The following is a 26098-nucleotide window of genomic DNA, read 5'->3' on the forward strand; positions in this document are numbered from 1 at the left end:
TGCGCTTTGGACGGCAACACGCGGCACAATTTTTTAGTGGCTTGCTTCGATCCGCATTCGTCGTCGACATGCACGTTGCCGTGACAAGCCACCGATGGTTAAATCAATTTTTATGAGATAGTGATCCATTGCATGAATGCACAGGCTCACCCTCTTCACAGGCCTGCGCGGCACTATCGAACACATTTGCACAGGACAACTTGGTTATGGCGTCAATCGATCTGGACTCCCCCACACTTGCCTCCGGCGGCGACGCAGCGGCAGGGGGGAAGTCTCGCGTGACGGAGGGCGTCGCGGGCCTGAAGTCGTACGGCCTGCTGTACGGCTCTTCGCCCGTCATGCTGGATTTATACGAACAAATCGAACGCGTGGCCTCCACCGACGCAACCGCGCTGATCATCGGCGAATCCGGCACCGGCAAGGAACTGATCGCCCGCACGATTCACGATCACAGCGGGCGCAAGGACGCGCCCTTCATCGCCGTCAACTGCGGCGCGATCCCCGATGAACTGATTGAAGCCGAACTGTTCGGCCACGAAAAAGGCAGCTTCACAGGCGCCGTGCAGGGCCGCGTCGGCTACTTCGAACACGCCAACGGCGGCACGCTGTTTCTCGACGAAATCACCGAGATGGCGCCGGTGCGTCAAGTGAAGCTGCTGCGCGCGCTGGAGACCGGCACGTTCTATCGGGTCGGCGGCAACGAACTGATTCAGAGCGACGTGCGAGTGATCGCGGCCACCAACCGTGACCCTGCGATCGCCGTGAAAGAAAACGGTTTGCGCGAAGACCTGATGTATCGGCTCGCCGTGTTTCCGCTGCGCGCGCCGCCGCTGCGCGAGCGCGAAGGCGATCGTGAATTGTTGGCGCAGCATTTCCTCGCCGCGTTGAACGCACAGGAAAGCACCAGCAAGAGCTTCAGCAAACGTTCGATTGAAACGCTGCGCACCTGGTCGTGGCCGGGCAATGTGCGCGAACTGAAAAACGCCATTTACCGCGCCTTCATCCTCGCCGAGAAATCCGTCGAACTGCCTCATCCGCACCTCGCGTCACGCGTGAAGAAAGCGGTCACCCAGGGCGATGCGATGAGTGTCTGGATCGGCACGCCGCTTGCTGATGCGCAGAAGCAGATCATCCTCGGCACACTGAAGTACTGCGGCGGCGACAAACGTCGCGCGGCGAAGGCACTCGGCGTGAGCCTGAAGACGCTCTACAACCGGCTTAGCACCTACGGCACCGATGACGCGACCGAAGAAAAAGAAAGCGAGTCCTGACAGTCGCCTGTCTGCGCTGCGCGTGAAAAGCCAAGCCAGAAAAGGCTGCGCGGCGCATCATCTTTTGCAATTGCTTGCATTTTTCCTATCCCATTTGCAAATGGCATCCTGCAAAATGCTGCAGCGTCGCGCGCGGCGCGAGGTCAGCTCGACGCGTCGTTACAAGGCGGCGCGTATGGCAGAGGCAGGAGCACAGGTAGGGAAATGCAAACATCAAACAGTAGTGCGCGCAGGACTCACCGGACTTCGCGCGCGAGTCTCGCATCGCTCACGGCATTGGCCGTCGCGGTGCTCATCTCAGCCAATCTGAGCGGCTGCAGTTCGCTCTACTCGGAGACGGCCACCGCCGGCGCCGGTATCGGCGGCGCCGCAATCGCCGGCCAGGTCACCCATAACGCTGCTGTTGCTACCGGTATCGGCCTCGGTGCCGTCGCCGCTGCGCAGGCCGGCGTGCAATACACGGAACGTGTCGTCCACCGCAATACGCAAGACGGCATCGCCAAGGTCGCCGGACCGCTCGATGTCGGTGCCGTCGCACCGTGGAGCGTCACGCATAGCGTGCCGATCGAAGACGACACGCATGGCCGCGTCACCGTGAGCCGCACCATCAGCGCAGGCGCGCTCGACTGCAAGGAAATCGTCTTCTCGGTCGATGTGGACGCGACCAAGGATAAGCCCGCCAGCAGCGCGTTCTACGTCGCCTCGATCTGCCGCGACGGCACGGCGTGGAAGTGGGCTTCCGCAGAACCCGCCACCGAACGCTGGGGCGCGCTGCAATGAAATCGCGTCTGACAATGCCCATGCGCGTGCGGTTCGTGCTGGCCGCTGCGCTGTGCGTCGGCGCGAGCGTGCTGACGAGCGGCTGCTCGTCGGTGGGCGCGGCAAGCGGTGCGGCCGCCGGGGTCGCGTCGGGTCTCGTGACTGCCAATCCCGCTGTCGGCATTGGCGTCGGCATTGCGGTGCAAGCGGCCACGGACGAAGCCGTGGCCCGCTACATGCGCAACATGCACAGCGACCAGCAGAACGAGATGGCTCAGCTCGCGGGCGGCATGGCGGTGGGCGAGACCAAACCGTGGAGCGTCAAGCACAAGATGCCGATCGAGAACGGGCACGGCGAGGTACGCGTGACGCGTGCGTTCACGTCGGCACTCGCTATCTGCAAGGACTTTGTCTTCTCGGTCGCGGATAGCAACAAGCCCAACGCGCACGAAAGCTGGTACACCGCCAGCGCCTGTTTGCAGGACCAGGGCTGGAAGTGGGCTTCGGCCGAACCGGCCGTGGACCGCTGGGGCAATCTCCAATAATGCAAAAGGGGCGGCAGGTCTGACCTTGCCGCCCCTTTGCTATTCACTTCGAACCCGACGTATCAGGACTCCACGTCCTCGAGACTGAAAATTTCCGTCTGGTCGTTGTACGAAAAGATCTCGCCATAACGGCCCCAGTTGATGACCGCGTCGAGCGTCTCTTCGGCCGCGCTGTCCGACAGAAAATCTTCCAGTTCCTGCTCGAAGCGCACACGCGGCGCACGATGCCCGGGGCGTTCGTTGAGTACCTTCTTGATTCGTGCGGCGAGCGGGACGTGGCGCAGCAGATGCTCGGCGAACATCATCTTCCGCTCCTGCGTACCGAACTCGGAAAACACGCGTGCCGGCGGCGTCAGGAAAATGTCCCCTTCGCGCACATCGGCGAAGCCCAAGTGCTGCAGCACTTCGGCGACCGGGAACAGATCGTCGACCTCGAGATGCAACGAACGGGCAATTTCCGGCATGTCCGCGCGGCCATGGTACGGTGCCGCAGCCAGCATTTCGATCAGACCGGCCATCAGGTTGGTCGACACATGCGGCAGCCAGCTTCCGAGTTCCAGGCCCTTCTTCGTTGACTCGTCGGTCTGACGCGCCGTCATCTTCGCGTAGATCTCGTCCACCAGTTTGCGGAACGCCGGGTCGAGACGGTTACGCGGGTGATTGAACGGCACCTTGATCTCGGCGATCACGCGGCCTGGGTTCGACGACAGCACCAGAATCCGGTCGCACATGAACACCGCTTCTTCGATGTTGTGCGTGACGATCAGCACCGACTTGATCGGCATACGGCCCTGCGTCCACAGATCCAGCAGGTCGGTACGCAGCGTTTCGGCGGTCAGCACGTCGAGCGCCGAGAAGGGCTCGTCCATCAGCAGCAGCGTAGGATCGACCACCAGCGCGCGGGCGAAGCCCACACGTTGCCGCATACCGCCTGACAACTCGCGCGGATAAGCGTTTTCGAAGCCGTCCAGACCGATCAGGTCGATCGCCGCCAGCGCACGTTCGCGGCGTTCGCGAGCACCGACGCCCTGCGCTTCGAGACCCGCTTCCACGTTCTGCAGAACCGTCAGCCAGGGGAACAGCGCGAAGGTCTGGAACACCATCGCCACGCCCTTGGCGGGACCGTCGAGCGGCTTGCCCAAGTAGTCGACCTTGCCGCCGGTCGGCTCGATCAGGCCGGCGATGATACGCAGCAGCGTCGACTTGCCCGAGCCCGAGCGGCCCAGCATGCCGACGATCTCGCCTTCACGCAGCGACAGGTTCACGTCGTCGAGCACCAGCAGCTCGCCTTGATTCTTGTTGAAGCCTCTGGACACGTCCTTGACGGCCAGAATCTCCGCACCCAGACGCGGCGGCGAGGGTGGCGTCTGGACCGGCGCAGCGGTAACGGCAGCTTTAGGATTTTGCATCGCGGTTTGCCTTTAATTTCCTGTCAATCGAGCCGAAGCTTGGATTCGGCGTAGGCGTACATCGGACGCCACAGCAGGCGGTTAAACAAAGTCACAAACAGGGACATCACGGCAATGCCGAGAATGATTTTCGGGAAGTCGCCCGCCGCCGTGGTCTGCGCGATATAGGAACCCAACCCGTGGGCCACCACCTTGGTGTCGCCCCACTGCACATACTCGGCCACGATGCTCGCATTCCACGCGCCGCCCGAGGCCGTAATCGCGCCTGTGATGTAGTACGGGAAAATGCCCGGCAGCATCGCCTTGCGCCACCACTGCCAGCCGCGGATACCGAAGTTGGCGGCCGCCTCCTTATAGTCGTTCGGATACGAACTGGCGCCTGCGATCACGTTGAACAGGATATACCACTGGGTGCCGAGCACGATCAGCGGCGACAGCCAGATATCCGGGTTCAGATGGAAGCGCACGATGACGATCACGAACACCGGGAACAGCAGGTTGGCCGGGAACGCGGCGAGGAACTGCGCGAGCGGCTGGATCTTCTCGGCCAGCGCCGGACGCAGCCCGATCAGCACGCCGATCGGTACCCAGATCACGGAAGAAATGGCGATCAGCAACACCACCCGCAACAGGGTGATCAACCCGAGCACGAGTACGTGGCCCACCTCATCGAGCGTGACGCCGGTGCGTACATAGGTCACGACGCGAAAGACGACGTACACCGTCAGGAGAATCACGAGGACGCCCCAGATGATGTCGCCCACGCGCGACGACTTCTGACGCTGCGGTACCGGGAAACTGACGCCGGCGAACGACGGCAGACGCATCGGTACGCGCGCCGCATTGGCGAAGATCCAGCCCATTGGCACCAGCAGGCGGTGAATCAGACGAGTGCGGCGCACGAGGTCAAGCAGCCAGGACTCCGGCGCGTTACCGGAGCTGGTGTTCTCCATGCGGAACTTGTCGGCCCACGCGACGAGCGGGCGGAACAGAAACTGGTCGTAGGCGAGAATCACGATCGTCATCGTCAGGATGACCCAGCCGATCGCGTGCATGTTCTTGTCCGAGATCGCCTGCGCCAGGTAGGCGCCGATCCCCGGCAGCGTGATCGTGTTGTTGCCCACCGTGATCGCTTCGGAGGCCACCACGAAGAACCAGCCGCCCGACATCGACATCATCATGTTCCAGATGAGGCCCGGCATCGAGAACGGCACTTCGAGCTTCCAGAAACGCTGCCAGCCGGTCAGGTGAAAACCGCGTGAGACCTCGTCCAGATCGCGCGGCACGGTGCGCAGCGACTGGTAGAAGCTGAAGGTCATGTTCCAGGCCTGGCTCGTGAAGATCGCGAAGATCGCGGCGAGCTCCGCACCCAGCACCCGGCCCGGGAATAGCGCAAGAAAGAAGGTAACCGTAAACGAAATGTAGCCCAGCACCGGCACCGACTGCAGGATGTCGAGAATCGGCACCAGCACGAGACCGGCACGGCGGCTCTTGGCGGCGAGCGTGCCATAGATCAGCGTGAACGCTAGCGAGGCCACCATCGCCGCCAGCATGCGCAGCGTGGTGCGCAACGCGTATTCGGGCAAGCTCGACGGAGCCAGTGAGATCACCTGGGTCTTGAGCGTCGACATGGGCGCGAGCGTCTGGTGAAAGCCGATTGCCACGGAGGCAATCACACAGATGATCAGCGGAAAGGCGACGAAGTCCCAGCCGTTGGGCAGCAAGCGCCAGGCGGAAGCATTGGCGGTGCGTTTCAGATCGAAACTGAAGTCCATCAGGCTGCACCCTTCCTGTTTGCATACGCTACGTGGAGACAGACCGCATCGAGCGGCGCCGGGACGACGGAACAGGCGAGGTTTGCCGCTCGCGCGGCAAACCCGGCGCGAAGGCCGGAAGGTCGGTCCGGAAAGCAGAAATCAGGCATGACAACAAGCATATGCGAGGTAATCGTTAGCGTCGGAGAGAGAATGACCGGCGGCGGCCGGGGGCATGTTCCCCCCGTCAAACCACCCTGGAGGGCCGCTCCGGCTGCCTGTCACGACAGGCGCCGCCCTGGGGCTGGCGAGCTTTCCTTGTTTTGGACGGCACGACACTACTACAACCTGTGTTTCAGGCACAACCTTTCGGGGCAAATCAGTTGCGCGCAGGGCCTCTGGCGGCCCTGCCCGACCGGCAAAACCGGTGACCGGACACCCTCGGACATGCTCCGGGCACATCTGGAAAACCCGCGGCCCTGTTCAGAAAGCCCCCCTTACAGCCGTTAACTACCTGATGACACACGCCGAATCGCAATATCGGATGGCGCTGCGCCGTCTGGCGGTTAAAATCGAGACAAAGCGACTGTGACGGACGGATACCGAGGGCTTCAACCGAACTGTCCCAGATCGCCGCGGCGGACATACCGCCGCCCCAGCAACGACTCAGCGCCGGCGCGCTGCAACGATTGACCTTGTTGCATATAAAAGTCAGACGGATCCGAGAGTCGATGAACAGGAAATCCTTGCGCCATGCAGTCGGGCCGGTCAGCTTCGCGCTGGTCGTGCTGGTGTGCTGGCTCGTGTCGGGTGTGATCGCGGACCGCATGGTTCAGCAGGAACTCGACGCCGCCCTGCGCGCGCAACGGCAAATGTCCTCGTCGGTCGTCGACAACATGGCGGAGGTCATCGCCAGCGACCTCTCCATGGCTCGCGCCATTCCAGCCACGATGGCGGAACTGAATGTGGTCCAGCAGGCGCTCGCCCACTCGCAAGCTTATTCGGTGACGAGCACCGCGCCGGAATCCGCCCTGCGCAATGCCTTGCTCAAAGTGCCGGAATTGACGACGGTCAGCAGCTTCCTGCACGACGCTCAAGGTTTCTCGGGACTCGACTCGATCTGGCTCGTCAACGCCAACGGCGTGTGCGTCGCGTCGAGCAATGAGCAGTCGCGCGGCTTTGTCGGCATCGACATGCGCACCCGCAACTATCTGTCTAACGCGCTACTCGGCGCCTTCGGCGAAGCCTATGGCGTCGGCCGGTCGAGCGGCGAGCCCGGCATCTTCATCGCGGCACCCGCCTACGACGATGGCGTGCTGGTAGGTGCGGTAATCGCCAAGGTCGGGATCGGGCGCTTGCGTCACTGGGTCGCCCACGCGGGCACCTTCGTGGCCGATGAAAACGGCGTGATCATCATGGCCCACAACAGCGCGCTGGAAGGCCATGTGCTGCCGGATGGACGCGTCAAGCAGATGAGCGTCGCCGATCGCGAAAACGTTTATCGCCGCGTCGAATTCCCGAACGTCCAGATCGAGGCGGACATGCGGCAGGTACGCGAGGAGGCGCCGTGGGTGCCCGCCGCGATCGCCACACAGCTGTTCGCCATCACCGACCGGCCCATGCCGGCGCTGTACGAATCGCGCAGCGGCCTCAATTCGGGACTCTCCGCGCATCTGGTCGATCCGCTCACGGCCTGGCCCGAACTGCTGCGCAACCATAAGCGCGACCGGCTGCTGGTCTTTCTCACGCTCGCGGGCACCGCGGCGCTGGCGTGGGTGATTACCGTGTCCTACGTGCGCGAGCGCCGCCACCACCGGGCGACGCGCGACCTCGCCGAACAGTTGCAATCGGCCAATACGCTGCTGTCTGCCGAGGCTCGCCACGATGCGCTCACCGGCGCCTTGTCGCGCCGCTATTTCCTCGACCTGTTGCGCCGTGAAATCGAACGCGCGCAGGCGAGCGGCGACGCGCTGTGCATGGCAATCGCCGACCTCGACCACTTCAAGCAGATCAACGACCGCTTCGGCCACGCTGCCGGTGACCGCGCGCTCGAACACTTCGTCGATACTTGTCGCGCCGAACTGCGTGCCAACGACGCGATCGGCCGGCTGGGCGGCGAGGAATTCGGCATCCTGTTGCCGGCCACCGCCCTCGAGGGCGGCCGCGAGGTCGTCGAGCGGCTGCGCACCCGGCTCAAGGCCGTGCCGTCGACCAAGCTGCCCTCCTCAGCCGGTCTGAGCGTCAGTATCGGCATCACCGAGTTGTCGCGCGAAGATCTGCCTGAGCGGATCATGAGCCGGGCCGACCTCGCCCTTTACGCCGCCAAAACCGGCGGGCGCGACCGCACTGAAGCGCTGCCGCCAGACGACACCGCGCCGCCGGCGCGCACCGCCGCGACAGCCTGGTGAATCGATACGGCGCAACGTTGCGAGCGCCGACACTCCGCAGGTAAGCAGGTATGATCGACCTTCATACGAAGCTTGTCGTCACCGCTCTACCAGGAGAGATGCATGAAGGGAAATCTGGTCATCGTTTGCCGCGATCACGATGCTGACGCGTTCGATCATCTGTTGTCCGAATACGGCGCCTTTCAGACGCGCCTATCGTCAACGGCGTGGTATCTGAAGCTCGATGTCGCCCCGGAGCTGATCCAGGAAGAAATTCTCACGCGCCTCGGCAAGTACACGACTCACTACATCTTCGAAGCAGAAACCGTTACGTGGAATACGGTGGACAGCGACGCGGCCGCTGCGCTGAATACGCTGTTTGCGGAGTAAGACTTCGGAGGAAGAGAAGGCGTCAGGACCGGACTGAAAGGCAGAAGGCCCGCAGGCCTGGAAGCAGCAGCGACCAGGCCAACGCTGCCAGGCCGGCCCTACCAGGCGCTCTCCGAGACAGTAGCCATGCGCGGCACGGCCTCGAACGGGAACGTCATCAGGACCCGCAGGCCGCGCCCGCCATGGTTACCGATTTCCCATTCTCCGCCCGCGCGACGGACCAACCGTTCGACGATCGCAAGCCCTAGCCCGCTATGGCCGTTGCCGCCACGTGCCGGGTCGAGCCGCACGAACGGACGGCTCGCGTTCATCAGATCCTGCGCGGCGATGCCCTGGCCATTGTCCTGCACAGCCAGCGTGTAACCCGACGACGTACGCGCGGTAGACACGATAACCGGTGGCTGGCCGTACGCATGTGCGTTGTCGAGCAGGTTCGACAGAATGCGGTCGAGCGTAGCGGCTGGCAGCAGGAAGCCCGGACCCGCCTTCAGGTCGGTCAGCACCGAGGCCGCGCTGTTGGCAACCGCCCGATAGCTGCGCACCACGCGTTCGCATTGCGCATCCACTTCGACCGCCTCGCTGCGATCCGCGCCGTCGTGTGCGAACACCAGAAACTGTTCGACGATGTGCGTCATCGAATCGACGTCGCGTACCACGCCGTCTCGCACCTTCGCCTCGTCCATCATTTCGGCTCGCAGGCGCAGCCGCGCTAGCGGCGTCTTCAGATCGTGTGCGACACCGGCAAGCATCACCGCCCGATCGTTCTCCGTGCGCGCTACTTCCTGGACCATCTGGTTAAAGCCATGGGTCAACTGGCGCAACTCGCGCGGCCCGCGCTCGGGCACCGGCGGCACCGGCTGGCCACGGCCAAAACGTGCCACGGCACTGGCGAGCGAGCGCAACGGCTGCTGCAACTGCCACGCGGCGAAGAGCGCCGCCATCACCGCAAACGTGAAGATGATGGTGAGCCACAACACCATCCGGTCGACCGAACGCGGTGGCCGCAACGGCTGCACCGGCACGACGATCCAGTCGCGGTCACTCGCCTGGCGCACCCACAGCGTGGGCGGCTTGCCCGGCTCGCCGAGGCGTACCTGGGTGCCCGCCGGCATGCGGTCACGCACGTCGTCGAGGAAGTGGTTAAGCGGCGAGCCGTCGTCCTGCTGCACCGCCGGCACGGCGCTGGAGGCCGGGTCGACGAGGCGCACGCGCGAGGGCAGCGGCTGATCCGGCGTATGGGCGACGTGCTGACGCACAGCGTCGACGAGGAAGGTCGCCTCTTCTACAGCGTAGCGATTCTGAAACTGGCTGCGCTCGAGGCGAAACAGCGCATAGCCCGCAAAATGCGATAGCAGCAGTACCACGACGACCAGCAACGCCAGCCGTCCAAACAGTGAATCAATGGGCCGGCGCATGTTGTTCGCCATCAGGCACGAACACGTAACCGCGGCCGCGAACGGTCTGAATGAAGCGCGGCGTGGACGGATCGGTTTCAAGGATGCGTCGCAGACGCCAGACCTGGACGTCGATGCCGCGGTCGGTGCCGTCGTATTCGGGACCATGGAGCAACTCGAGCAGGCGTTCGCGGGTGAGCGTACGCATAGGATGATTAACAAAAATCTTTAGGAGGGCGAACTCGCTGCCCGACAACGTGAGCGGTTTGTCTTCCAGATTCAGCGTGCGCGACTGGAAATCCAGCGTGAAGCGGCCGAAGGTGAACGGCTCGCGCTGCTCAGGTGCGGCCGCCGAAGGCAACGTGCGGCGGCGCCGCAGCACAGCCTGCACGCGCGCCAGCAGCTCGCGCGGATTGAACGGTTTGCCGAGGTAGTCGTCCGCGCCCAGTTCGAGACCGACGATCCGGTCTACGTCGTCAGCGCGCGCAGTCAGCATGATCACCGGGATGTCGTCACCAGCAGCGCGCAGTTTGCGCAGCGCCGTCAGGCCGTCCACACCCGGCATCATCAGGTCGAGCACGATCAGATCCGGACGCTCGCGTTCGAGCCGCCGCTCGAGCGAGCCGGCATCGTGGAGCACCGAAACTTCGATGCCCTGGCGAGCCAGATAGTCGCGCAGCAGATCGCGGAGTTCGAGGTCGTCGTCGACAACAAGTATTTGAGTAGCCATGGGATGAAGTTTAACGCGCAGCAGTTGGGGTTACCGGGCCGGAGGTCCCCCAAAGGGTTACCGGGTGTTACGACGAAAGGCGCACGTAATGTCGCGTAATAGCGACACGCGCTCAGGTAACACAGCGAACTCTGCAGATCTCTACGCTGTGTCTTACCGAATGCATCCCGTCCTGTGTTGCCGTGTTTGCATCGTCGGCTATTCCATTACAAGGAGCCACTCATGTCCACAAAAATGTCACGCTTCGTCGCCGTCGCCGCAGCATCGCTTGCTATCGGTCTTGGCTCAGTCGGCCTCGGTTCAGTCTACGCCGCTCAAACTGATGGTCAGGGCGCACCCGGCGGTCCGGGAGGCTGGCACCATCACCATGGCCAGTTCATGCAGGAACTGAACAAGCTGCACGGCCAGCTTAACCTGAACCCGGATCAGGAAAAGCAATGGCAGGCCGCTCTCGACACGATGAAGCAGAACCGCGAAGCAGGGCGTGCCGCCCACAAGCAGATGCACGATCAGATGGAAGCGTTGAAGTCGCAGCCCATTCTCGATCTGAACGCCCTGCATGACCTGCGCGAAAAGGCCGAAGAGCAGCGCCACCAGGCACACGAGCAGACCTCGGCAGCCTGGCTGACCTTCTACAACGGCCTGAACGACAAGCAGAAGACCATCGTCAGCACGGACATCAAGGCGCACTGGGCCAAGATGGAAGCCCGTCATGACAAGATGCACCAGCATTGGCACCATGACAAGGGTGCAGCATCGACACCGGCTGCTAACTAACAAGACGTAACTGCTGGCAGGGATGGCGGCGCTGTCCCTGCGTCTTTGCAAACAGAAACGCCACGGAAGTTCGTTCCGTGGCGTTTCTGTTTTTCTGCGCCGGGTTCAGGAGAACTGAGGGACTCCTGGGCTTACCCCCAGCTCGCGTTGGCATCGTCAAACGTCTTTAGCCGCCTGGGCACACCCCCTCACTTAAGCGTTCAACGAGCCGAGATCGAACAGCAGTACCTCCGCGTCCCGGCCCTGTTCGAGCGTGATCGTCTCAACGTCGACGATCATGGCGGCATCGCCCGCAGCGAGCGCTTCGCCATTCACGGTCAGCGCGCCGCGCGCCACATGCACATAGGCACGCCGCCCAGCCGGCAGGGGGAAGGTAGCCTGCTCCGCCCCATCGATCAGCGCCGCGTAGATCGACGCATCCGAGTGAATCGTCACCGAGCCGTCGCGTCCATCCGGAGAGGCAACGATCCGCAGACGGCCACGCTTGTCGGCGTCGTCGAAGCGCTTTTCTTCGTAGCCCGGTTGATCGCCGGCGCGTTGCGGCAAGATCCAGATCTGCAGCAGATGCGCCTCTTCGTCCTGCGACGCGTTGAACTCGCTATGCTTCACGCCTGTGCCGGCGCTCATGCGCTGCACGTCGCCGTGACGGATCGTCGAGCCGTTGCCCATGCTGTCGCGATGGGCCAGCGCGCCCTCGAGCACATAGGTGACGATCTCCATGTCGCGATGTCCATGGGTGCCAAAACCCTGGCCGCCCGCAATACGGTCTTCGTTGATCACGCGTAGCGGTCCGAAGTGCATGTGATCCGGATCGTAGTAGTCGGCAAACGAGAAGCTATGGTAAGAGTCGAGCCAACCGTGGTTGGCGTGGCCTCGTGCTTCGGAGCGGCGAATCGTGATCATGGGTTTCCCTGGTCAATGCGTTGCGATGCACAGAATGTATGGGTGCACGGCATCCGGCACAACCCGCAAGCGTGCACCGGATCGTTTCATAAATACAGACAATCGGCGCGCGCCGTGAGGCATGAGGGTGTCGAACTCGCGTGACGCATCCGTTCGGGTAAAATACCGCGCTTTTCGGGCGGACATCGCCGTGTGGGCCGCCAAAACGGATCCGGCACGAGAATTTTGACCGCCTAGAATAGCGACGGCCAGTACCCGCATGGGCTTGCCGCGCGACGGGCGCCCCCCGGACGGGAATACCGCTCAACGGAGCACCATCCGACGGGAACGCCTCACACTTCGTACTACAGTCGAAACCCAGACCTCACGCGGCGCAGACAAACCGCGTCTTTCGCGGTGTGCCTCATACGCATCGTCAAGGACCTTATATGTCCCTTCAAGGCTATGGCCCGTTGCTTCTCAACGGCACCTGGCAGACTGTCAAGCTGGCGGTGCTGTCGCTGGCATTCGCCTTCGTGCTGGGCCTGCTCGGCGCGGCGGCCAAACTGTCGAAAAACCGTGTCTCATATAGTGTGGGCACGCTCTACACCACCCTCGTGCGCGGCGTGCCCGACCTCGTGCTGATGCTGCTGCTGTTCTATAGCCTGCAGATCTGGCTGAACGACCTGACCGACGTGCTCGGCTGGGACCAGATCGACATCGACCCGTTCGTGGCCGGCGTCGCCGTGCTCGGCTTCATCTACGGCGCGTACTTCACCGAAACCTTCCGCGGCGCCTTTCTCGCCGTGCCTCGCGGCCAGCTCGAAGCGGGTGTCGCCTATGGCATGAGCGGCTGGCAGGTGTTTTCCCGCATCATGTTCCCGCAGATGATGCGCTTTGCGCTGCCTGGCATCGGCAACAACTGGCAGGTGATGGTGAAAGCCACCGCGCTGGTTTCGATCATCGGACTCGCCGACGTCGTGAAGGCTTCGCAGGATGCGGGCAAAGGCACGTTGCGGTTCTTCTTCTTTACCCTGCTTGCCGGGGCTATCTACCTCGTTATCACCACGGTCTCCAACTTCGTGCTGATGTACCTCGAAAAACGCTACTCGACCGGCGTACGGAAGGCGGACCTATGATCGAGATCATTCAGGAATACTGGCGCAACTACCTTTACAGCGACGGCTACCGCTTCACCGGTCTCGTCATTACCCTGTGGCTGCTAGTGGTGTCGATCGGCCTCGGCTTCTGCCTGTCGATTCCGCTGGCGGTCGCGCGGGTGTCGAAGAAGAAATGGCTTGCCAGTCTGGTGTGGCTGTATACGTATGTCTTTCGCGGCACGCCGCTCTACGTGCAGCTGCTGCTCTGCTACACCGGCCTCTATAGCCTTGAAGTAGTACGCAACCACGAGCTGACCAATGCGTTCTTCCGCGACGGCATGCATTGCACGCTGCTCGCCTTCACGCTCAACACCTGCGCGTACACCACCGAAATCTTCGCCGGCGCCATCAAGGCCACCCCGTACGGCGAGATCGAAGCCGCGCGCGCCTACGGCATGTCGCCGTTCACGCTGTACCGGCGCGTGATCCTGCCGTCGGCGCTGCGCCGCGCGCTGCCGTACTACAGCAACGAAGTGATCCTGATGCTGCACGCCACCACGGTCGCCTTCACCGCCACCGTGCCGGACATCCTCAAGATCGCGCGCGACGTGAACTCGGCGACCTATCAGTCGTTCAACGCGTTCGGCCTCGCCGCCCTGCTCTATCTGGCTATCTCTTTCACGCTCGTGTGGCTGTTCCGCCGCGCCGAGCGCCGCTGGCTCGCTTATTTGCGGCCCCAAGGCAAGTAAGCCGTCAAGGATCCCGATGAATACAAAGAAGCAAAAGCTCTTCGTCGACGAACTGCACAAACAGTACGGCGACAATGAAGTTCTAAAAGGCGTTACGCTGCGCGCCAATGCCGGCGACGTAATCAGCGTGATCGGCTCGTCCGGTTCGGGCAAGAGCACGATGCTGCGCTGCATTAATTTTCTCGAACAGCCCAATGCCGGGCGCATCTTTGTCGACGGCGAAGAGGTCCGCACCCAGAAGGACAAGCACGGCGCGCTGAAAGTCTCGGATCCCAAGCAGTTGCAGCGCGTGCGCACACGGCTCTCCATGGTGTTCCAGCACTTCAACCTGTGGGCGCACATGAGCGTGCTGGAGAACATCGTCGAGGCGCCCATCCGCGTGCTAGGACTGCCGCGCCGCGAGGCCGAGGACCGCGCCCGCCAATATCTGGAAAAGGTAGGTCTGGCGCCGCGGCTGGAAAAGCAGTATCCGTCGCATCTCTCCGGCGGCCAGCAACAGCGTGTTGCGATCGCGCGGGCGCTGGCCATGCATCCCGACGTGATGCTGTTCGACGAACCGACCTCCGCACTCGATCCGGAACTGGTCGGCGAAGTGCTGAAGGTCATGCAGACGCTCGCCGAAGAAGGCCGCACGATGATCGTCGTCACCCATGAGATGGCGTTCGCCCGCAACGTGTCGAACCATGTGATGTTCTTGCATCAAGGCCGCGTCGAGGAAGAAGGCCATCCGGACGAAGTATTCAGGAACACGAAGAGCGAACGGCTCAAGCAATTCCTCTCCGGCAGCCTCAAATAACGCTTAAGACATCTTTTGTAGTTTGTGTAGTATTACAAGGCGCCTACGAAGGGCGCCTTTTTTCATCTCCGCATCCCCTTTTGCGACGTCAAACGTCCCAAATATCGCAACAACATCCCGTTTTTTGCCCTACTCCCACTGTTTTACAGCGTCAATAGTGGCAATCCTTAACGTTGCCTCAAACGAACCGTGATTCCCTTGTCAGACAAGGGTTTGCCGCTGTTTTTGGGATGCCTTGGCGAGTGCTCGATCACACCACTATTGCAATTTGGAGACACCAAAGCGCCCTGGGACCAATTTCTTCTCCCATCGAGGGGTATTTTTGATAAATTAGTAACCAAAGTACCAAAACAAAGTTGATTAAAAGTAGTTTCACTTCAAAACGCAGAGGAGATCCGGTCGACGAGGGATCGGTATGACGCAAAGAAAGCCCCAGGCTACATCGTCATCACAGTTCACCCGCTCGACCCGAACCGTCTCCCTGGTACGGATTTCTGTTCGGCGCCTATGGCGTCCGGACACCATTCGCAGTACTGGGTTTTTCTTTTGACAGGGTATGGAGGAGAAGATGAAGAAAGCATTACTCGCCGCGGCGTTGATGTCGGCCGGTGTAGTTGCTCACGCACAAAGCAGCGTCACGCTGTACGGTCGTCTGGACGCGGGTGTCGAATACATCAGCGGCCTTCCGAATGCCAATTACACGGGTTCCACCTCGCGTGTTCGCCTTGAGAGCGGCGACTGGGGCACGAGCCTGTGGGGTATGAAGGGCGTCGAAGACATCGGTGGCGGCAATAAGGTTCTCTTCCAGTTGGAAGGCTCCTTCAGCACGGCGACCGGCGCACTCGGCTCCTCCGGCTCCATCTGGAATCGCTGGGCGACAGTCGGTGTGGCGAACGACCAGTTCGGTACCTTCCTGCTCGGCCGTGAACTGTTCATCTCCAACGGCGTGTGGGACTTCGACCCGTTCGGTCAATCGAACTGGTCGTCGGCGTCGCTGGTCCGTGGCCGCAACTGGCCGCAGTCGAGCAACAACATTTCGTACCAGTCGCCGAAGTTCTACGGCTTTGACGTGTACGGCCAATACGCCTTCTCGAACTCGACGTCCTTCAACGGCGGCAATGGTTCGGCACAAGGGCGTGAAGACGGTCTGCAGTTGACCTACACGAACTCGCTGTTCCAGGTTCGTGGCCTGTATGACGAAATCCGCAACAACATCAACGGTAGCCTCGGCGATCCGACCGCAGACGCTCCGAACGGTCCGTTCAACTACGGCCGCGAGTACTTCGCTGGCGTCAACGTGTTCCTCGGCCAGTTCAAGATTCAGGCTGTGTACCAGGGCGCTCGCACTTCGGGCGAAACCGGTGTACCTATCGGCACGCCGACGACGACCGACCAGGAATGGGGCGGCGTGACGTGGCAAGCGACGCCGGCAGCAGCGCTGATCGCAGCCGTGTATCACGTCAACGCGAACAACGGTGCAGGCAACGCGAACATCTACACGATTGGTGGTTCGTACAACCTGTCCAAGCGTACGTTGCTCGACATCCAGATCGCTACCGTGCGTAACAGCAAGACGGCTAACTTCGGTCTCGATGCCAACGCAGCAGGCAACGGCGGCGACAGCGGTTCGGGAAGCTCGGTTTCGTACAACGAAAACCCGACTCATGGCCACAGCCAATCGGGCGTGTATGCAGGTATTCAACACTCGTTCTAATCGAACGGTGTAGCTCCGAGATCTAGATTTAGAAACTTTTTCACGCTGCTGCGAGAGGCGCGTATCGGTGCGATGTCCGAAAGGGTATCGCACCGTTTTTTATTGGTGCGAGCGGTTCTGCGACCGCCGCACGTGTTTGCGTTGCCTTGTTCTTGCCTGAGATCGTTAGAAGACCTTAAACCCCTCAGACTGCGGCTTCGTTTTCCTCACCGGTGCGAATGCGGATGACCCGCTCCACCTCGGCCACGAAGATCTTGCCGTCGCCGATCTTGCCGGTGCGCGCCGCGCCGATGATCGCGTCGATCACCTGATCGCACTGGTCGTTCGCCACCACCACTTCGATCTTCACTTTGGGCAGGAAGTCGACCACGTATTCGGCGCCGCGATACAGTTCCGTGTGACCCTTCTGGCGCCCGAAGCCTTTGACTTCGGTCACCGTCAGGCCAGTGAGACCGACTTCGGCAAGTGCTTCGCGGACTTCGTCGAGCTTGAACGGTTTGATGACTGCAGTGATGCGCTTCATGGTGTACCTCGTCTCTTGAGCGAATAGTTCGTTAGGGTGAAAGGAAATCGATAGCTCCGATTCTACGCCGCGCCGGATGGCTTGCGGCCATTCCGACGCGTGCCGCGTCCGCGCCGCGATTCGGGCCGCGGCGCCGGGCTTCGTTTATTCCACCGGTTCGGTATAGCGCGACGTGATCGGATAGCGCCAGTCGCGGCCGAACGCGCGATGCGTCACGCGAATGCCGATCGGCGCCTGGCGGCGCTTGTATTCGTTGATCTTGATGAGGCGCGTGACCCGCTTCACATCATCCACCGCATAGCCGGCCGCGATGATCTCGGCCAGCGAATGGTCTTCCTCCATATACATGCGCATGATGGCGTCGAGCACTTCATATGGCGGCAGGCTGTCCTGGTCGGTCTGGTTCTCGCGCAGTTCAGCGGAGGGCGCGCGCGTCAGGATCCGCTCCGGGATAACGTCCTGCCTGGGGAACGTGGTAGCAGCGTTGCGGTAATGGCACAGACGGTAGACCAGCGTCTTGGCGATGTCCTTGATCACCGCGAAGCCGCCGGCCATGTCGCCGTACAACGTGCAATAGCCCACCGCCATCTCGCTCTTGTTGCCGGTGGTCAGCACGATCGAACCGAACTTGTTCGACAACGCCATCAGCAGCGTGCCGCGAATCCGTGCCTGGATGTTCTCCTCGGTGGCGTCTTCCGCGCGGCCGGCGAACTCTTCGGCGAGCGAGGTGCGGAACGCATCGAACATCGGCGCAATCGCGATCTCGTCGTAGCGCACGCCGACCCGGCGCGCCATCTCGGCGGCATCCGTCGTGGAGATATCTGCCGTGTAGCGCGACGGCATCATCACGGCGCGCACCCGCTCGGCGCCGAGCGCGTCGCAGGCGACGGCCAGCACCAGCGCCGAATCCACGCCGCCCGACAGACCGATGAGCGCCCCCGGAAAGCCGTTCTTGTTGATGTAGTCGCGCACACCCATCACGAGCGCCGCATACACCTGCGCTTCCAGCGACAGCTCGGGCGCAACGGCAGTGGGCACAGGGCGCGCGCCATCGAATTCGACGATCGCGTTGCCTTCCTCGAACTGCGCCATCTTCGCGACCAGCTCGCCGTTGCCGTCGAGCACGAACGAGCCGCCGTCGAACACCAGTTCGTCCTGCGCGCCCACCATGTTCACGTAGACCATCGGCAAACCGGTCTCGCGGATGCGCGCCCGCAGGATGTCGACCCGAACCGCTTCCTTGTTGAGGTGATACGGCGAGCCGTTCGGAATCAGCAGCACCTGGGCGCCCGCCGCTTTGGCCTGCTGGGCCGCCGGCGCATGCCAGACGTCTTCGCAGATCACCACGCCGTATTTGACGCCGTCGAGTTCGAACACGAGCGGCCGAGGGTCCGCGGCGAAGTAACGCTTCTCGTCGAACACTTCGCTGTTGGGCAGTTCCTGCTTCAGGTAAGTACCGACCACCTTGCCGTCGACAATCAGCGAGGCCGCGTTGAAGGTATCGACTGGCGGCACGCCGCGCTCGATTGGCGCGTTTGCTTTACCATGGCCGTGCGCGGCGTCGCGGTGCGGATGACCGACCACCACGTGCAGGCCGGCGAACGGCTTCAGTTGTTCGGCGAGATCGGCAAGCGCGGCGGCACTGGCGGCATAGAAGGCCGGGCGCAGCAGCAGGTCTTCGGGTGGGTAGCCGGAAAGCGCAAGTTCGGGAGCGACGAGCAGCTTCGCACCATCGTTGTGCGCAGCGCGTGCTGCATCGACGATTTTCGCGACGTTGCCGGCGAAGTCGCCGACGGTGACATTGATTTGAGCAAGAGCGATTCGGGTCTTCATGGCAGGATCAGGGGCAGGCCGCGTAGCTTGCCGGTTGCATCGGCCAGGTGGCTCGACGAAACAGACAAAGTCGCAAAAACGTACCAACACGGACAAACGAGCGATGCTCCGCCAGACGCGGAGGATCGCTCAGATCAGGAACAGTCAAACAGATTGAACCAGCAACGTTTTGATTATCGCACGGGCATTCTGGCCTCGCCCTCCGAGGTGGACCCCGCCGAGTGGAACGCCCTCCTCGCCCAGCAGGCACAACCCACGCCGTTTCTGCGGCATGAGTTCCTGAGCGCGCTGCATACGAGCCGCTCTGCCGTGGACGAGACCGGGTGGGGTACACAGTTCGTCACGCTGACCGACCCGCGCACGGGAAAGCTCGCGGCCGCCGCGCCTGTGTATCTGAAGGGGCACTCGTACGGCGAGTACGTGTTCGATTGGGCATGGGCCGACGCCTACAAGCGCAACGGTCTCGAGTACTATCCGAAGCTCCTGTGCGCTGTGCCGTTCACGCCTGTGCAGGGCAACCGGCTGCTGTCCGTGGATGCGCACGCGTTGCGCCACCTGGCGGCCACGCTGATGGCATTTGCCGAACAGGCGGATGTGTCGTCGCTGCACGTGCTGTTTCCTACCGCAACCGAAGCCGAAGCGCTGACCGGCCTCGGCATGATGCAGCGCGAAGGTGTGCAGTTTCACTGGCTCAACAACGGCTACCGCGACTTCGAGGAATTCCTCGCGACGCTCGAGCAGAAGAAGCGCAAGAACATTCGCGCCGAGCGCCGCAAGGTGCGTGAGGCGGGCATCACGATGCGCCGGGTGCGCGGCGAAGATGCTACGGATGCCGACTGGCGCTTTTTCTCCAAGTGCTATCGGCAGACTTACCGCGAGCACTTTTCGAGTCCATATCTGAATCTCGAGTTTTTCCGCACGATCGGCGCGACGATGCCCGAGAACCTGCTGCTGGTGATCGCGGAATACGATGGCAAGCCGATCGCCAGTTCTCTCGTGGTGTATCAGCGCGATGAAAAGACCGGTGGCACGCTGTATGGGCGCTATTGGGGCGCGCTCGAACATGTGCCGTGCCTGCACTTCGAGACCGCTTACTATCAGCCGCTCGAGTTTTGCATCGAAGAGAAACTCGCGGTGTTCGAGGGTGGCGCGCAAGGCGAGCACAAGATGGCGCGCGGTTTCCTGCCTACCGTCACCCGCTCGACGCACTGGCTCGCCCATCCCGCCTTCTCCGACGCCGTGGCGCGCTTTCTCGACAACGAGACGAACAGCATTCACGCATACGTCGATGAGTTGCGTGATCACAACCCGTTCAAGAGCTAGCGTATCGCCATGCCGTGGTTTCTTTATCTGATCGAATGCGCAGATGGTAGCGTCTATACCGGCATCGCCATCGATGTGCAGGCGCGCTTCGACAAACATGTGAGCGGCACTGGCGCGCGCTATACGCGCTCGCGGAAGCCGCTGCATGTACTCGCTTCGTTTGAACTGGCGGATCGGTCGAGCGCGTCGCGCGCGGAGTACTTCGTCAAACGGCTGACGGCGGTGGAGAAACGTGCGTTGGCGGCGGGGGTTCGTACGCTGGAATCGGTGGTGCCGGTAAGCATCGCTGAGGAACAGTCCGATAAATCAGGAAGCGACGCGTAGCGGGACCCTACCTTTTACGCTTGCCGACCCAAGAGCTGATGTTTGATACTGCGCTGGCACCAGGGAAGGGGACCTTGTGCCGCCTTAGCGGCGTCCTCTGTCGGCGTCCACCTTCTGCTTGAGGGATGAAAACGCCTTTTGCGCGGAGTCGGAGATCTGTTTTTTCCCGCGCTTTAGCACTGCGACCTCTGATTTCCTCAGCACTACGGAACCCGAGGAGGTACTGTGCTTCGTCGGCCGTGAGCGCAACCGGCTCGATCCCAAAGGTTTCACGGATGTCATGGCCAAACTCCTTCTCTAAGCGTTGCACCGTCTTTTGGACTGGATACAGTCTACGACCGACTAGCGCTGACCAGGACGGCCGCCGCGACGACGTTCCCGCCACCACGCCGTATATGGCCTGCACGATCGCAAAGCGTTCCGCCAAGCGTCATGACGTCGTCGACCAGAACGTAGTCACTTCCCCGAAACACGACGCCGTGAAACGAGGCGCGTGCGTTCAGGCGCTCCATCGGATCCGCCCCGGTGTGATAGACCTTCGTTGTCTGCACAATGTCCTCATCCACTACGCCGCCGGCGATGGCTAGCATCGTAGCGAGAACCTGCGGTATCGCGTTGTCGCCCCTGGCTTCTCGCGCATGCGGAGCCACAAAGATCACGTCGACTGGCAGCGTTCCAGCATCCATACGAGATATGACATCCTGCAATAGCGGGCCTGCGATATCGGAAACAAGAGCAATTGCCGCGTCCGCATCACCGGCTTTTGCACTCTGATAAGACGGATGCTGCTTCAGTACTTTGTCGTCAGTCCAGACAAAAAGCGGATGCGTCACCGTCGCGGGAAAGCCAAACGTCCGCCGAGGCGGTCCAACTGGCGCTCGTTTCCCGAGCATGGAGGCCCGATTGTGCATCGGGTATTGATCGCTCGGAGAGTTGGTTTTTCTACGCTTCGCCATCGGTAAAGTATATCTTGGCTGAAATCGCCAGCGGCTTCAGATCAGCAGGCAAATGATTGCGCTAAAACATACTCCCATGAAAAAACCGCGCCGCCCTCTCGGGTCAACGCGGTTTTTTAACACCGGGATGCTCGAACCAGCTTACTTCTTGTAGTTCGCCACGCCTTCCGTGATTTCCTTGTGGGCGGCTTCGACATCCGCCCAGCCTTCGACCTTCACCCACTTGCCCTTTTCGAGCGCCTTGTATTGCTCGAAGAAGTGCTTGATCTGGTCTTTCAGATACGACGGCACGTCGTCGATCGACTTCAGGGTTGCCGTCATCGGGCAGACCTTGTCGTGCGGCACGGCGATCAGCTTGGCGTCGACGCCCGATTCGTCCGTCATCTGCAGCATGCCGAGCGCGCGCGCACGCACCACCGAGCCGGCCAGCAGCGGGAACGGCGTGATCACCAGCACGTCGACCGGGTCGCCGTCGCCCGACAGCGTTTGTGGAATGAAGCCGTAGTTAGCCGGATAGCGCATGCCCGTGCTGATGAAACGGTCGACGACGAGCAGGCCCAGATCCTTGTCTGCCTCGTACTTCACCGGATCGCTTTGCGCCGGGATTTCGATGATGACGTTGAAATCTTGCGGAAGGTCTTTGCCTGCGGGTACGTGATTGAAGCTCATGAGCGCTCTCTGAACAGGATGAAATTCGGAACACGGCGCGCGATACGGCGTCTGACCTGGATCGGACGCGGCACAGCGGACCGGAAGTGCGGAATACCCCATTATAGCCAATCGGCCGATGGCACCTCCGTGACGATCGGCGCGATAATCGTTGGAACCGTGCTTTCGGACGCAGACGAAGTCGCACTTGCAGCAATGATTGCAGCCGTGACCGCAACCGCGGCCACGGGCGCGTCAGAAGCCGTTCCAAGACTTTTCAGCCAGGAGCATGCATGGAAGAAGCCAAACACTTCATCGGCAGCGAATGGGTCGCCCCTGCCGGCGGCGAGACGATTCCCGTGCTCGATCCCTCGGACGGACAGCCGTTCACGCAGTTAGCCCGTGGCAGCGCCGCGGATATCGATGCCGCCGTGCAGGCCGCGCGCAAAGCCTTCGATGGCGCATGGGGCGCCACCAGCGCAGCCGACCGGGGACGGGTGCTGTACCGGCTATCCACGCTGGTGGCCGCGAATCACGAAGAGCTCGCGCAACTCGAAGCGCGCGACACCGGCAAACCATTGCGCCAGGCGCGCGCAGACGCGACAGCACTGGCCCGCTACTTCGAGTTTTACGCGGGCGCCGCCGACAAGCTGCACGGCGAGACACTTCCCTATCAGAACGGCTACACGGTTTTCACGGTGCGCGAACCGCACGGTGTGACCGGCCACATCGTGCCGTGGAATTACCCGATGCAGATTTTCGGCCGCAGCGTCGGCGCGGCGCTCGCGACAGGCAACGCGTGCGTCGTCAAGCCCGCTGAGGACGCTTGCCTGTCGGTGCTACGCGTCGCCGAGTTGGCTGCCGAAGCCGGCTTGCCGGCCGGCGCGCTAAATATCGTCACGGGCTACGGCCACGAGGCGGGCGCCGCGCTCGCGCGCCACGCCGGGATCGACCACATCTCGTTCACCGGCTCGCCGCAGACAGGCAAGGCTGTCACGCAGATGGCCGCGGAAAACCACGTGCCCGTCACCTTGGAACTCGGTGGCAAGTCACCGCAAATCGTGTTCGCCGATGCCGATCTCGACACCGCAGTCCCTGTGCTGGTGTCCGCTATCGTGCAGAACGCCGGGCAGACCTGTTCGGCGGGCAGCCGCGTGCTGATCGAGCGGGCCATTTACGAGCCGTTGCTCGATAAGCTCGCCACGGCGTTCAATGCGCTCCGTGTCGGGCCGTCGCATGCGGACCTCGACTGCGGGCCGCTCATCAGCGCGAAGCAACAGCGGCGCGTATGGGATTTTCTCGACGATGCGCAGCACGACGGTATTCCGATGGCAGCGCACGGCGAGGTGATCCACGAGGCGCCGGAAACTGGTTTCTATCAGGCACCGACCCTGCTGCGCGATGTGCCTCCGGCCCATCGTCTGGCACGCGAAGAAGTGTTCGGACCCGTGCTGGCCGCGATGGCCTTCACCGACGAAGACGAAGCCGTGGCACTCGCGAACGGCACGCCGTACGGGCTCGTCGCCGGTATCTGGACGCGCGATGGCGCGCGCCAGTTAAGGCTCGCGAGGCGTGTGCGCTCGGGCCAGGTGTTTATCAACAACTATGGCGCGGGAGGCGGCGTCGAATTGCCGTTTGGCGGCGTCAAGCATTCGGGGCATGGCCGCGAAAAAGGGTTTGAAGCGCTGTACGGTTTTACAGTGCTGAAGACGGTCGCGATCCGGCACGGCTAGCCGGCCTGCGGGCTTGGCCGCGCTAACGCATCAACGTAATGAACGCACCGCGGGCACGAACGCAAGTGGCAGCACGGAACGCATCAGCAACGACAACGGAGACATCATGCGCTTGAGAGGTAAAACGGCCATCGTCACGGGTGGCGGCTCGGGTTTCGGCGAAGGCATTGCGAAGACCTACGCGCGCGAAGGCGCGAACGTGGTAGTGAACGATCTGAACGGCGCGACAGCCGAGCGCGTCGCGAGCGAAATCGCACTGGCGGGTGGCAAGGCCATCGCGGTAGCCGGCGACGTCACCCGCAGCGACGACTGGACCCGTCTGCGCGAAGCCGCGCTGGAGGACTTCGGCAGCGTCCAGGTGGTCGTCAACAATGCGGGTACGACCCATCGCAACAAGCCCATCCTCGATGTGAGCGAGGCCGAGTTCGACCGCGTCTATGCGGTCAACGTGAAGAGCATCTATTGGAGTGTGCAGGCGTTCGTGCCGTACTTCCGCGAGCAAGGCGGCGGCGTGTTCATCAACATCGCCTCGACGGCGGGCGTGCGGCCCCGCCCTGGCCTCGTCTGGTACAACGGTAGCAAGGGCGCGGTGATCATCGCCAGCAAGTCGCTCGCCGTCGAACTGGGACCGGACCGTATCCGCGTGAACTGCGTCAACCCGGTAATGGGCGAAACCGGCCTGCTATCCGAGTTCATGGGCGTCGAAGACACGCCCGAGAATCGCAAGCGCTTCCTGGCTGGAATTCCGCTTGGACGCCTGTCGACACCGCAAGACATCGCCAATGCCTGTCTCTATCTGGCATCGGATGAAGCGGAGTTCATTACCGGCACATGCCTGGAGGTGGACGGCGGGCGTTGTGTGTAGATGAGCGGGGCGCGACCTGAACAGGCCAGCGCCCACCGCGGATTGTTAAACCACGTTCATCGCGAGCGCGCTTTCCCGATAGTGCTGGCTCGCCTTGTCAGCGTCGCCAAGCTGCTCGTGCAAACGTGCGAGCGCACGATGCGAACGGATCTTCAGGGTTTCGTTGTCGGCCAGCTTGAGCGCCGTCTCGAGGAACGACTGCGCCTTGCCCCACAGCTGCTGATGCAGACACAGGCGTCCCAGCGTGAACATCAGATCGGCATCCTCCGGACGCTCCTTCTGCCACGCTTCGGCCTTCTGGATCAGCGGCAGCGCATCGCCACCTGCCGTGTCCGGATAGCGGCGCAGCAGACGTGCGTCCCAGTTCTGCGCCAGCGCTTCCTCGACGATCTTGCGTGCGTCCTGCGGACGGTTGAGCGTCACCAGCAGTTCAGCGGCGAGATCGGCCAGGCGCGGCGAATGCCGCTCGGTTGGCGAGAGCGAATGCCACAACTCCAGCAGCGCATCGGCATTGTGACGCCGGTCGCGCAACAGATTCTCCGCCGCGAGCTGGCGCAAACGCACCGCCACAGCCGGGTGAATCGCCTCGCGCTTCTCCAGCGTCTTGACGAGCTTGAGCACTTCGCTCCAGTTCTTCAACTGCTGCTGCGCGCGCAACATGATCTGCTGCGCATGAATCCGCCGCGCGCCTTGCGACTGCATCTCCGTGAGCGCGGTCAGCGCACCGTCTGCGTCGCGGCCGTCCGCACGCATGTCCGCGGTCGCCATCAGACGTGCGTCCTGCCAGTCGGCCTCATCGATCTGCGAAAGCCATTCGTCGCGCCGCGCGTATTCGCGCATACGGTGCGCCGCCGTGGCCGCAACAAGGCCCGCCGCACCCTTGTTGTCGCCGTTGGCAAGCGCGTCGCGCGCCGCTTTTTCAGCACGCGAGAAACGTCCCGCGTACAGATTGCCAATGGCATCGCGCAGCGCCGCGTGCGCCTTCGCCACTCGCGAGCGGGCCCGGTAAGCAGCCACGCGCTGCGGCATGCGCCAGATGTTGCGCACGATACGCAGCAACGCATACACGAGGATAAACAGCACCACGAGCGCGACCACGAACAGGTTCAGCGACACGTCAACACGATACGGCGGATAGACGAGCAGCACCTGCCCCGTATCAAAACGTCCCACCGTCGCCAACGCCACCGCGATGACAAATAACAACGCCAGCCAGATAAGTCCCCGGATCGCCAT

The 26098-nt window shown here is 62.3% G+C and carries 23 protein-coding genes and 1 pseudogene; 14 read left to right on the forward strand and 10 right to left on the reverse strand.

Annotated features, from left to right (window positions below):
* Window positions 1-206: 206 nt before the first annotated feature.
* From P3T20_RS05360 to P3T20_RS05370, 3 genes are all read left to right on the forward strand, one after another.
* Complete coding sequence (locus tag P3T20_RS05360; RefSeq protein ID WP_429286286.1) at window positions 207-1271, forward strand: sigma-54 interaction domain-containing protein; 1065 nt, start codon at window positions 207-209, stop codon at window positions 1269-1271.
* A 204-nt stretch (window positions 1272-1475) separates the two neighbouring features.
* Complete coding sequence (locus P3T20_RS05365) at window positions 1476-2051, forward strand: hypothetical protein (RefSeq protein WP_074265456.1); 576 nt, start codon at window positions 1476-1478, stop codon at window positions 2049-2051.
* Window positions 2048-2575, forward strand: a complete 528-nt coding sequence (locus P3T20_RS05370; protein ID WP_429286287.1) for a hypothetical protein — start codon at window positions 2048-2050, stop codon at window positions 2573-2575. The genes P3T20_RS05365 and P3T20_RS05370 overlap by 4 nt, the downstream gene beginning before the upstream one ends.
* A 62-nt stretch (window positions 2576-2637) precedes the next feature.
* Here the strand turns inward: P3T20_RS05370 and P3T20_RS05375 are convergent, their stop codons facing one another.
* A complete protein-coding gene (locus P3T20_RS05375) occupies window positions 2638-3984 on the reverse strand; it encodes an AAA-associated domain-containing protein (protein ID WP_074265458.1) in 1347 nt (448 codons plus the stop codon).
* 23 nt (window positions 3985-4007) lie between these two features.
* Complete coding sequence (locus P3T20_RS05380; protein WP_074265459.1) at window positions 4008-5759, reverse strand: ABC transporter permease; 1752 nt, start codon at window positions 5757-5759, stop codon at window positions 4008-4010.
* Window positions 5760-6469: 710 nt separating this feature from the next.
* On the opposite strand from P3T20_RS05380, the gene P3T20_RS05385 reads away from it, so the two are divergent.
* Entirely contained in the window at window positions 6470-8146 is a 1677-nt protein-coding gene (locus P3T20_RS05385; protein WP_429286288.1) for a sensor domain-containing diguanylate cyclase, read from the forward strand.
* Window positions 8147-8248: 102 nt separating this feature from the next.
* Complete coding sequence (locus P3T20_RS05390) at window positions 8249-8515, forward strand: hypothetical protein (protein ID WP_429286289.1); 267 nt, start codon at window positions 8249-8251, stop codon at window positions 8513-8515.
* A 98-nt stretch (window positions 8516-8613) separates the two neighbouring features.
* Here the strand turns inward: P3T20_RS05390 and P3T20_RS05395 are convergent, their stop codons facing one another.
* Both P3T20_RS05395 and P3T20_RS05400 read right to left on the reverse strand, forming a co-directional pair.
* Window positions 8614-9930: an ATP-binding protein gene (locus P3T20_RS05395; RefSeq protein ID WP_429286290.1), complete on the reverse strand. Its 1317-nt coding sequence runs from the start codon at window positions 9928-9930 to the stop codon at window positions 8614-8616.
* A complete protein-coding gene (locus P3T20_RS05400) occupies window positions 9914-10639 on the reverse strand; it encodes a response regulator (RefSeq protein ID WP_074265463.1) in 726 nt (241 codons plus the stop codon). Before P3T20_RS05400 ends, P3T20_RS05395 begins: the two co-directional genes overlap by 17 nt.
* A 222-nt stretch (window positions 10640-10861) precedes the next feature.
* Between P3T20_RS05400 and P3T20_RS05405 the strand changes: the two genes are divergently transcribed.
* A complete protein-coding gene (locus P3T20_RS05405) occupies window positions 10862-11416 on the forward strand; it encodes a periplasmic heavy metal sensor (protein ID WP_429286291.1) in 555 nt (184 codons plus the stop codon).
* A 192-nt stretch (window positions 11417-11608) separates the two neighbouring features.
* On the opposite strand, the gene P3T20_RS05410 is transcribed toward P3T20_RS05405, so the two are convergent.
* A complete protein-coding gene (locus P3T20_RS05410) occupies window positions 11609-12319 on the reverse strand; it encodes a pirin family protein (RefSeq protein ID WP_074265465.1) in 711 nt (236 codons plus the stop codon).
* 428 nt (window positions 12320-12747) lie between these two features.
* Here P3T20_RS05410 and P3T20_RS05415 point away from each other — a divergent pair, with 428 nt between their 5' ends.
* The 4 genes from P3T20_RS05415 to P3T20_RS05430 all read left to right on the forward strand — a co-directional run bounded on the left by P3T20_RS05415 (window position 12748) and on the right by P3T20_RS05430 (window position 16657).
* Entirely contained in the window at window positions 12748-13437 is a 690-nt protein-coding gene (locus tag P3T20_RS05415) for an ABC transporter permease (protein WP_074265466.1), read from the forward strand.
* Window positions 13434-14147, forward strand: a complete 714-nt coding sequence (locus P3T20_RS05420; protein WP_074265467.1) for an ABC transporter permease — start codon at window positions 13434-13436, stop codon at window positions 14145-14147. Before P3T20_RS05415 ends, P3T20_RS05420 begins: the two co-directional genes overlap by 4 nt.
* Window positions 14148-14163: 16 nt before the next feature.
* Entirely contained in the window at window positions 14164-14943 is a 780-nt protein-coding gene (locus P3T20_RS05425; RefSeq protein WP_074265468.1) for an ABC transporter ATP-binding protein, read from the forward strand.
* Window positions 14944-15511: 568 nt separating this feature from the next.
* Entirely contained in the window at window positions 15512-16657 is a 1146-nt protein-coding gene (locus P3T20_RS05430) for a porin (protein ID WP_429286292.1), read from the forward strand.
* 184 nt (window positions 16658-16841) lie between these two features.
* On the opposite strand, the gene glnK is transcribed toward P3T20_RS05430, so the two are convergent.
* Complete coding sequence (glnK, locus tag P3T20_RS05435; RefSeq protein ID WP_074265470.1) at window positions 16842-17180, reverse strand: P-II family nitrogen regulator; 339 nt, start codon at window positions 17178-17180, stop codon at window positions 16842-16844.
* Between the two features lie 144 nt (window positions 17181-17324).
* Window positions 17325-19013 carry an NAD+ synthase gene (locus P3T20_RS05440; RefSeq protein WP_429286293.1) on the reverse strand — a complete coding sequence of 563 codons (1689 nt, stop codon included), beginning with the start codon at window positions 19011-19013 and terminating at the stop codon, window positions 17325-17327.
* 153 nt (window positions 19014-19166) lie between these two features.
* Between P3T20_RS05440 and P3T20_RS05445 the strand changes: the two genes are divergently transcribed.
* Window positions 19167-20336 (forward strand): GNAT family N-acetyltransferase, encoded by a 1170-nt coding sequence (locus P3T20_RS05445; RefSeq protein ID WP_429286294.1) that lies wholly within the window; start codon window positions 19167-19169, stop codon window positions 20334-20336.
* 9 nt (window positions 20337-20345) lie between these two features.
* Window positions 20346-20657, forward strand: a pseudogene (locus P3T20_RS05450) (GIY-YIG nuclease family protein); the annotation flags it as partial.
* A gap of 335 nt (window positions 20658-20992) precedes the next feature.
* Here the strand turns inward: P3T20_RS05450 and P3T20_RS05455 are convergent.
* Both P3T20_RS05455 and ppa read right to left on the reverse strand, forming a co-directional pair.
* Window positions 20993-21616 (reverse strand): hypothetical protein, encoded by a 624-nt coding sequence (locus P3T20_RS05455; RefSeq protein WP_429286295.1) that lies wholly within the window; start codon window positions 21614-21616, stop codon window positions 20993-20995.
* Window positions 21617-21757: 141 nt separating this feature from the next.
* Window positions 21758-22285, reverse strand: coding sequence for an inorganic diphosphatase (gene ppa, locus P3T20_RS05460; RefSeq protein ID WP_074266168.1), 528 nt, complete (start codon window positions 22283-22285; stop codon window positions 21758-21760).
* A 272-nt stretch (window positions 22286-22557) separates the two neighbouring features.
* Between ppa and P3T20_RS05465 the strand changes: the two genes are divergently transcribed.
* Together P3T20_RS05465 and P3T20_RS05470 are read left to right on the forward strand one after the other, a co-directional pair.
* On the forward strand, window positions 22558-23997 hold the full coding sequence (locus P3T20_RS05465; RefSeq protein ID WP_429286296.1) for an aldehyde dehydrogenase family protein: 1440 nt from the start codon (window positions 22558-22560) through the stop codon (window positions 23995-23997).
* A 106-nt stretch (window positions 23998-24103) separates the two neighbouring features.
* Window positions 24104-24862, forward strand: coding sequence for an SDR family oxidoreductase (locus P3T20_RS05470; RefSeq protein ID WP_074266169.1), 759 nt, complete (start codon window positions 24104-24106; stop codon window positions 24860-24862).
* A 45-nt stretch (window positions 24863-24907) separates the two neighbouring features.
* Here P3T20_RS05470 and P3T20_RS05475 read toward each other — a convergent pair whose 3' ends face one another.
* On the reverse strand, window positions 24908-26098 hold the full coding sequence (locus P3T20_RS05475; RefSeq protein ID WP_122153935.1) for a heme biosynthesis protein HemY: 1191 nt from the start codon (window positions 26096-26098) through the stop codon (window positions 24908-24910).

This window comes from Paraburkholderia sp. GAS206C (assembly GCF_050435645.1).
GTDB classification, from domain to species: Bacteria; Pseudomonadota; Gammaproteobacteria; order Burkholderiales; family Burkholderiaceae; genus Paraburkholderia; species Paraburkholderia phenazinium_B.

What these genes read in the sequence shown, in the direction of transcription:
- P3T20_RS05400 (WP_074265463.1), bottom strand. Translation starts at nt 10,639, where the DNA reads ATGGCTACTCAAATACTTGTTGTCGACGACGACCTCGAACTCCGCGAT.
- P3T20_RS05475 (WP_122153935.1), bottom strand. Translation starts at nt 26,098, where the DNA reads ATGGCGATCCGGGGACTTATCTGGCTGGCGTTGTTATTTGTCATCGCG.
- P3T20_RS05430 (WP_429286292.1), top strand. Translation starts at nt 15,512, where the DNA reads ATGAAGAAAGCATTACTCGCCGCGGCGTTGATGTCGGCCGGTGTAGTT.
- P3T20_RS05455 (WP_429286295.1), bottom strand. Translation starts at nt 21,616, where the DNA reads ATGGCGAAGCGTAGAAAAACCAACTCTCCGAGCGATCAATACCCGATG.
- P3T20_RS05365 (WP_074265456.1), top strand. Translation starts at nt 1,476, where the DNA reads ATGCAAACATCAAACAGTAGTGCGCGCAGGACTCACCGGACTTCGCGC.
- P3T20_RS05410 (WP_074265465.1), bottom strand. Translation starts at nt 12,319, where the DNA reads ATGATCACGATTCGCCGCTCCGAAGCACGAGGCCACGCCAACCACGGT.
- P3T20_RS05395 (WP_429286290.1), bottom strand. Translation starts at nt 9,930, where the DNA reads ATGCGCCGGCCCATTGATTCACTGTTTGGACGGCTGGCGTTGCTGGTC.
- P3T20_RS05470 (WP_074266169.1), top strand. Translation starts at nt 24,104, where the DNA reads ATGCGCTTGAGAGGTAAAACGGCCATCGTCACGGGTGGCGGCTCGGGT.
- glnK (WP_074265470.1), bottom strand. Translation starts at nt 17,180, where the DNA reads ATGAAGCGCATCACTGCAGTCATCAAACCGTTCAAGCTCGACGAAGTC.
- P3T20_RS05390 (WP_429286289.1), top strand. Translation starts at nt 8,249, where the DNA reads ATGAAGGGAAATCTGGTCATCGTTTGCCGCGATCACGATGCTGACGCG.
- P3T20_RS05360 (WP_429286286.1), top strand. Translation starts at nt 207, where the DNA reads ATGGCGTCAATCGATCTGGACTCCCCCACACTTGCCTCCGGCGGCGAC.
- ppa (WP_074266168.1), bottom strand. Translation starts at nt 22,285, where the DNA reads ATGAGCTTCAATCACGTACCCGCAGGCAAAGACCTTCCGCAAGATTTC.
- P3T20_RS05425 (WP_074265468.1), top strand. Translation starts at nt 14,164, where the DNA reads ATGAATACAAAGAAGCAAAAGCTCTTCGTCGACGAACTGCACAAACAG.
- P3T20_RS05420 (WP_074265467.1), top strand. Translation starts at nt 13,434, where the DNA reads ATGATCGAGATCATTCAGGAATACTGGCGCAACTACCTTTACAGCGAC.
- P3T20_RS05385 (WP_429286288.1), top strand. Translation starts at nt 6,470, where the DNA reads ATGAACAGGAAATCCTTGCGCCATGCAGTCGGGCCGGTCAGCTTCGCG.
- P3T20_RS05375 (WP_074265458.1), bottom strand. Translation starts at nt 3,984, where the DNA reads ATGCAAAATCCTAAAGCTGCCGTTACCGCTGCGCCGGTCCAGACGCCA.
- P3T20_RS05370 (WP_429286287.1), top strand. Translation starts at nt 2,048, where the DNA reads ATGAAATCGCGTCTGACAATGCCCATGCGCGTGCGGTTCGTGCTGGCC.
- P3T20_RS05465 (WP_429286296.1), top strand. Translation starts at nt 22,558, where the DNA reads ATGGAAGAAGCCAAACACTTCATCGGCAGCGAATGGGTCGCCCCTGCC.
- P3T20_RS05405 (WP_429286291.1), top strand. Translation starts at nt 10,862, where the DNA reads ATGTCCACAAAAATGTCACGCTTCGTCGCCGTCGCCGCAGCATCGCTT.
- P3T20_RS05380 (WP_074265459.1), bottom strand. Translation starts at nt 5,759, where the DNA reads ATGGACTTCAGTTTCGATCTGAAACGCACCGCCAATGCTTCCGCCTGG.
- P3T20_RS05415 (WP_074265466.1), top strand. Translation starts at nt 12,748, where the DNA reads ATGTCCCTTCAAGGCTATGGCCCGTTGCTTCTCAACGGCACCTGGCAG.
- P3T20_RS05440 (WP_429286293.1), bottom strand. Translation starts at nt 19,013, where the DNA reads ATGAAGACCCGAATCGCTCTTGCTCAAATCAATGTCACCGTCGGCGAC.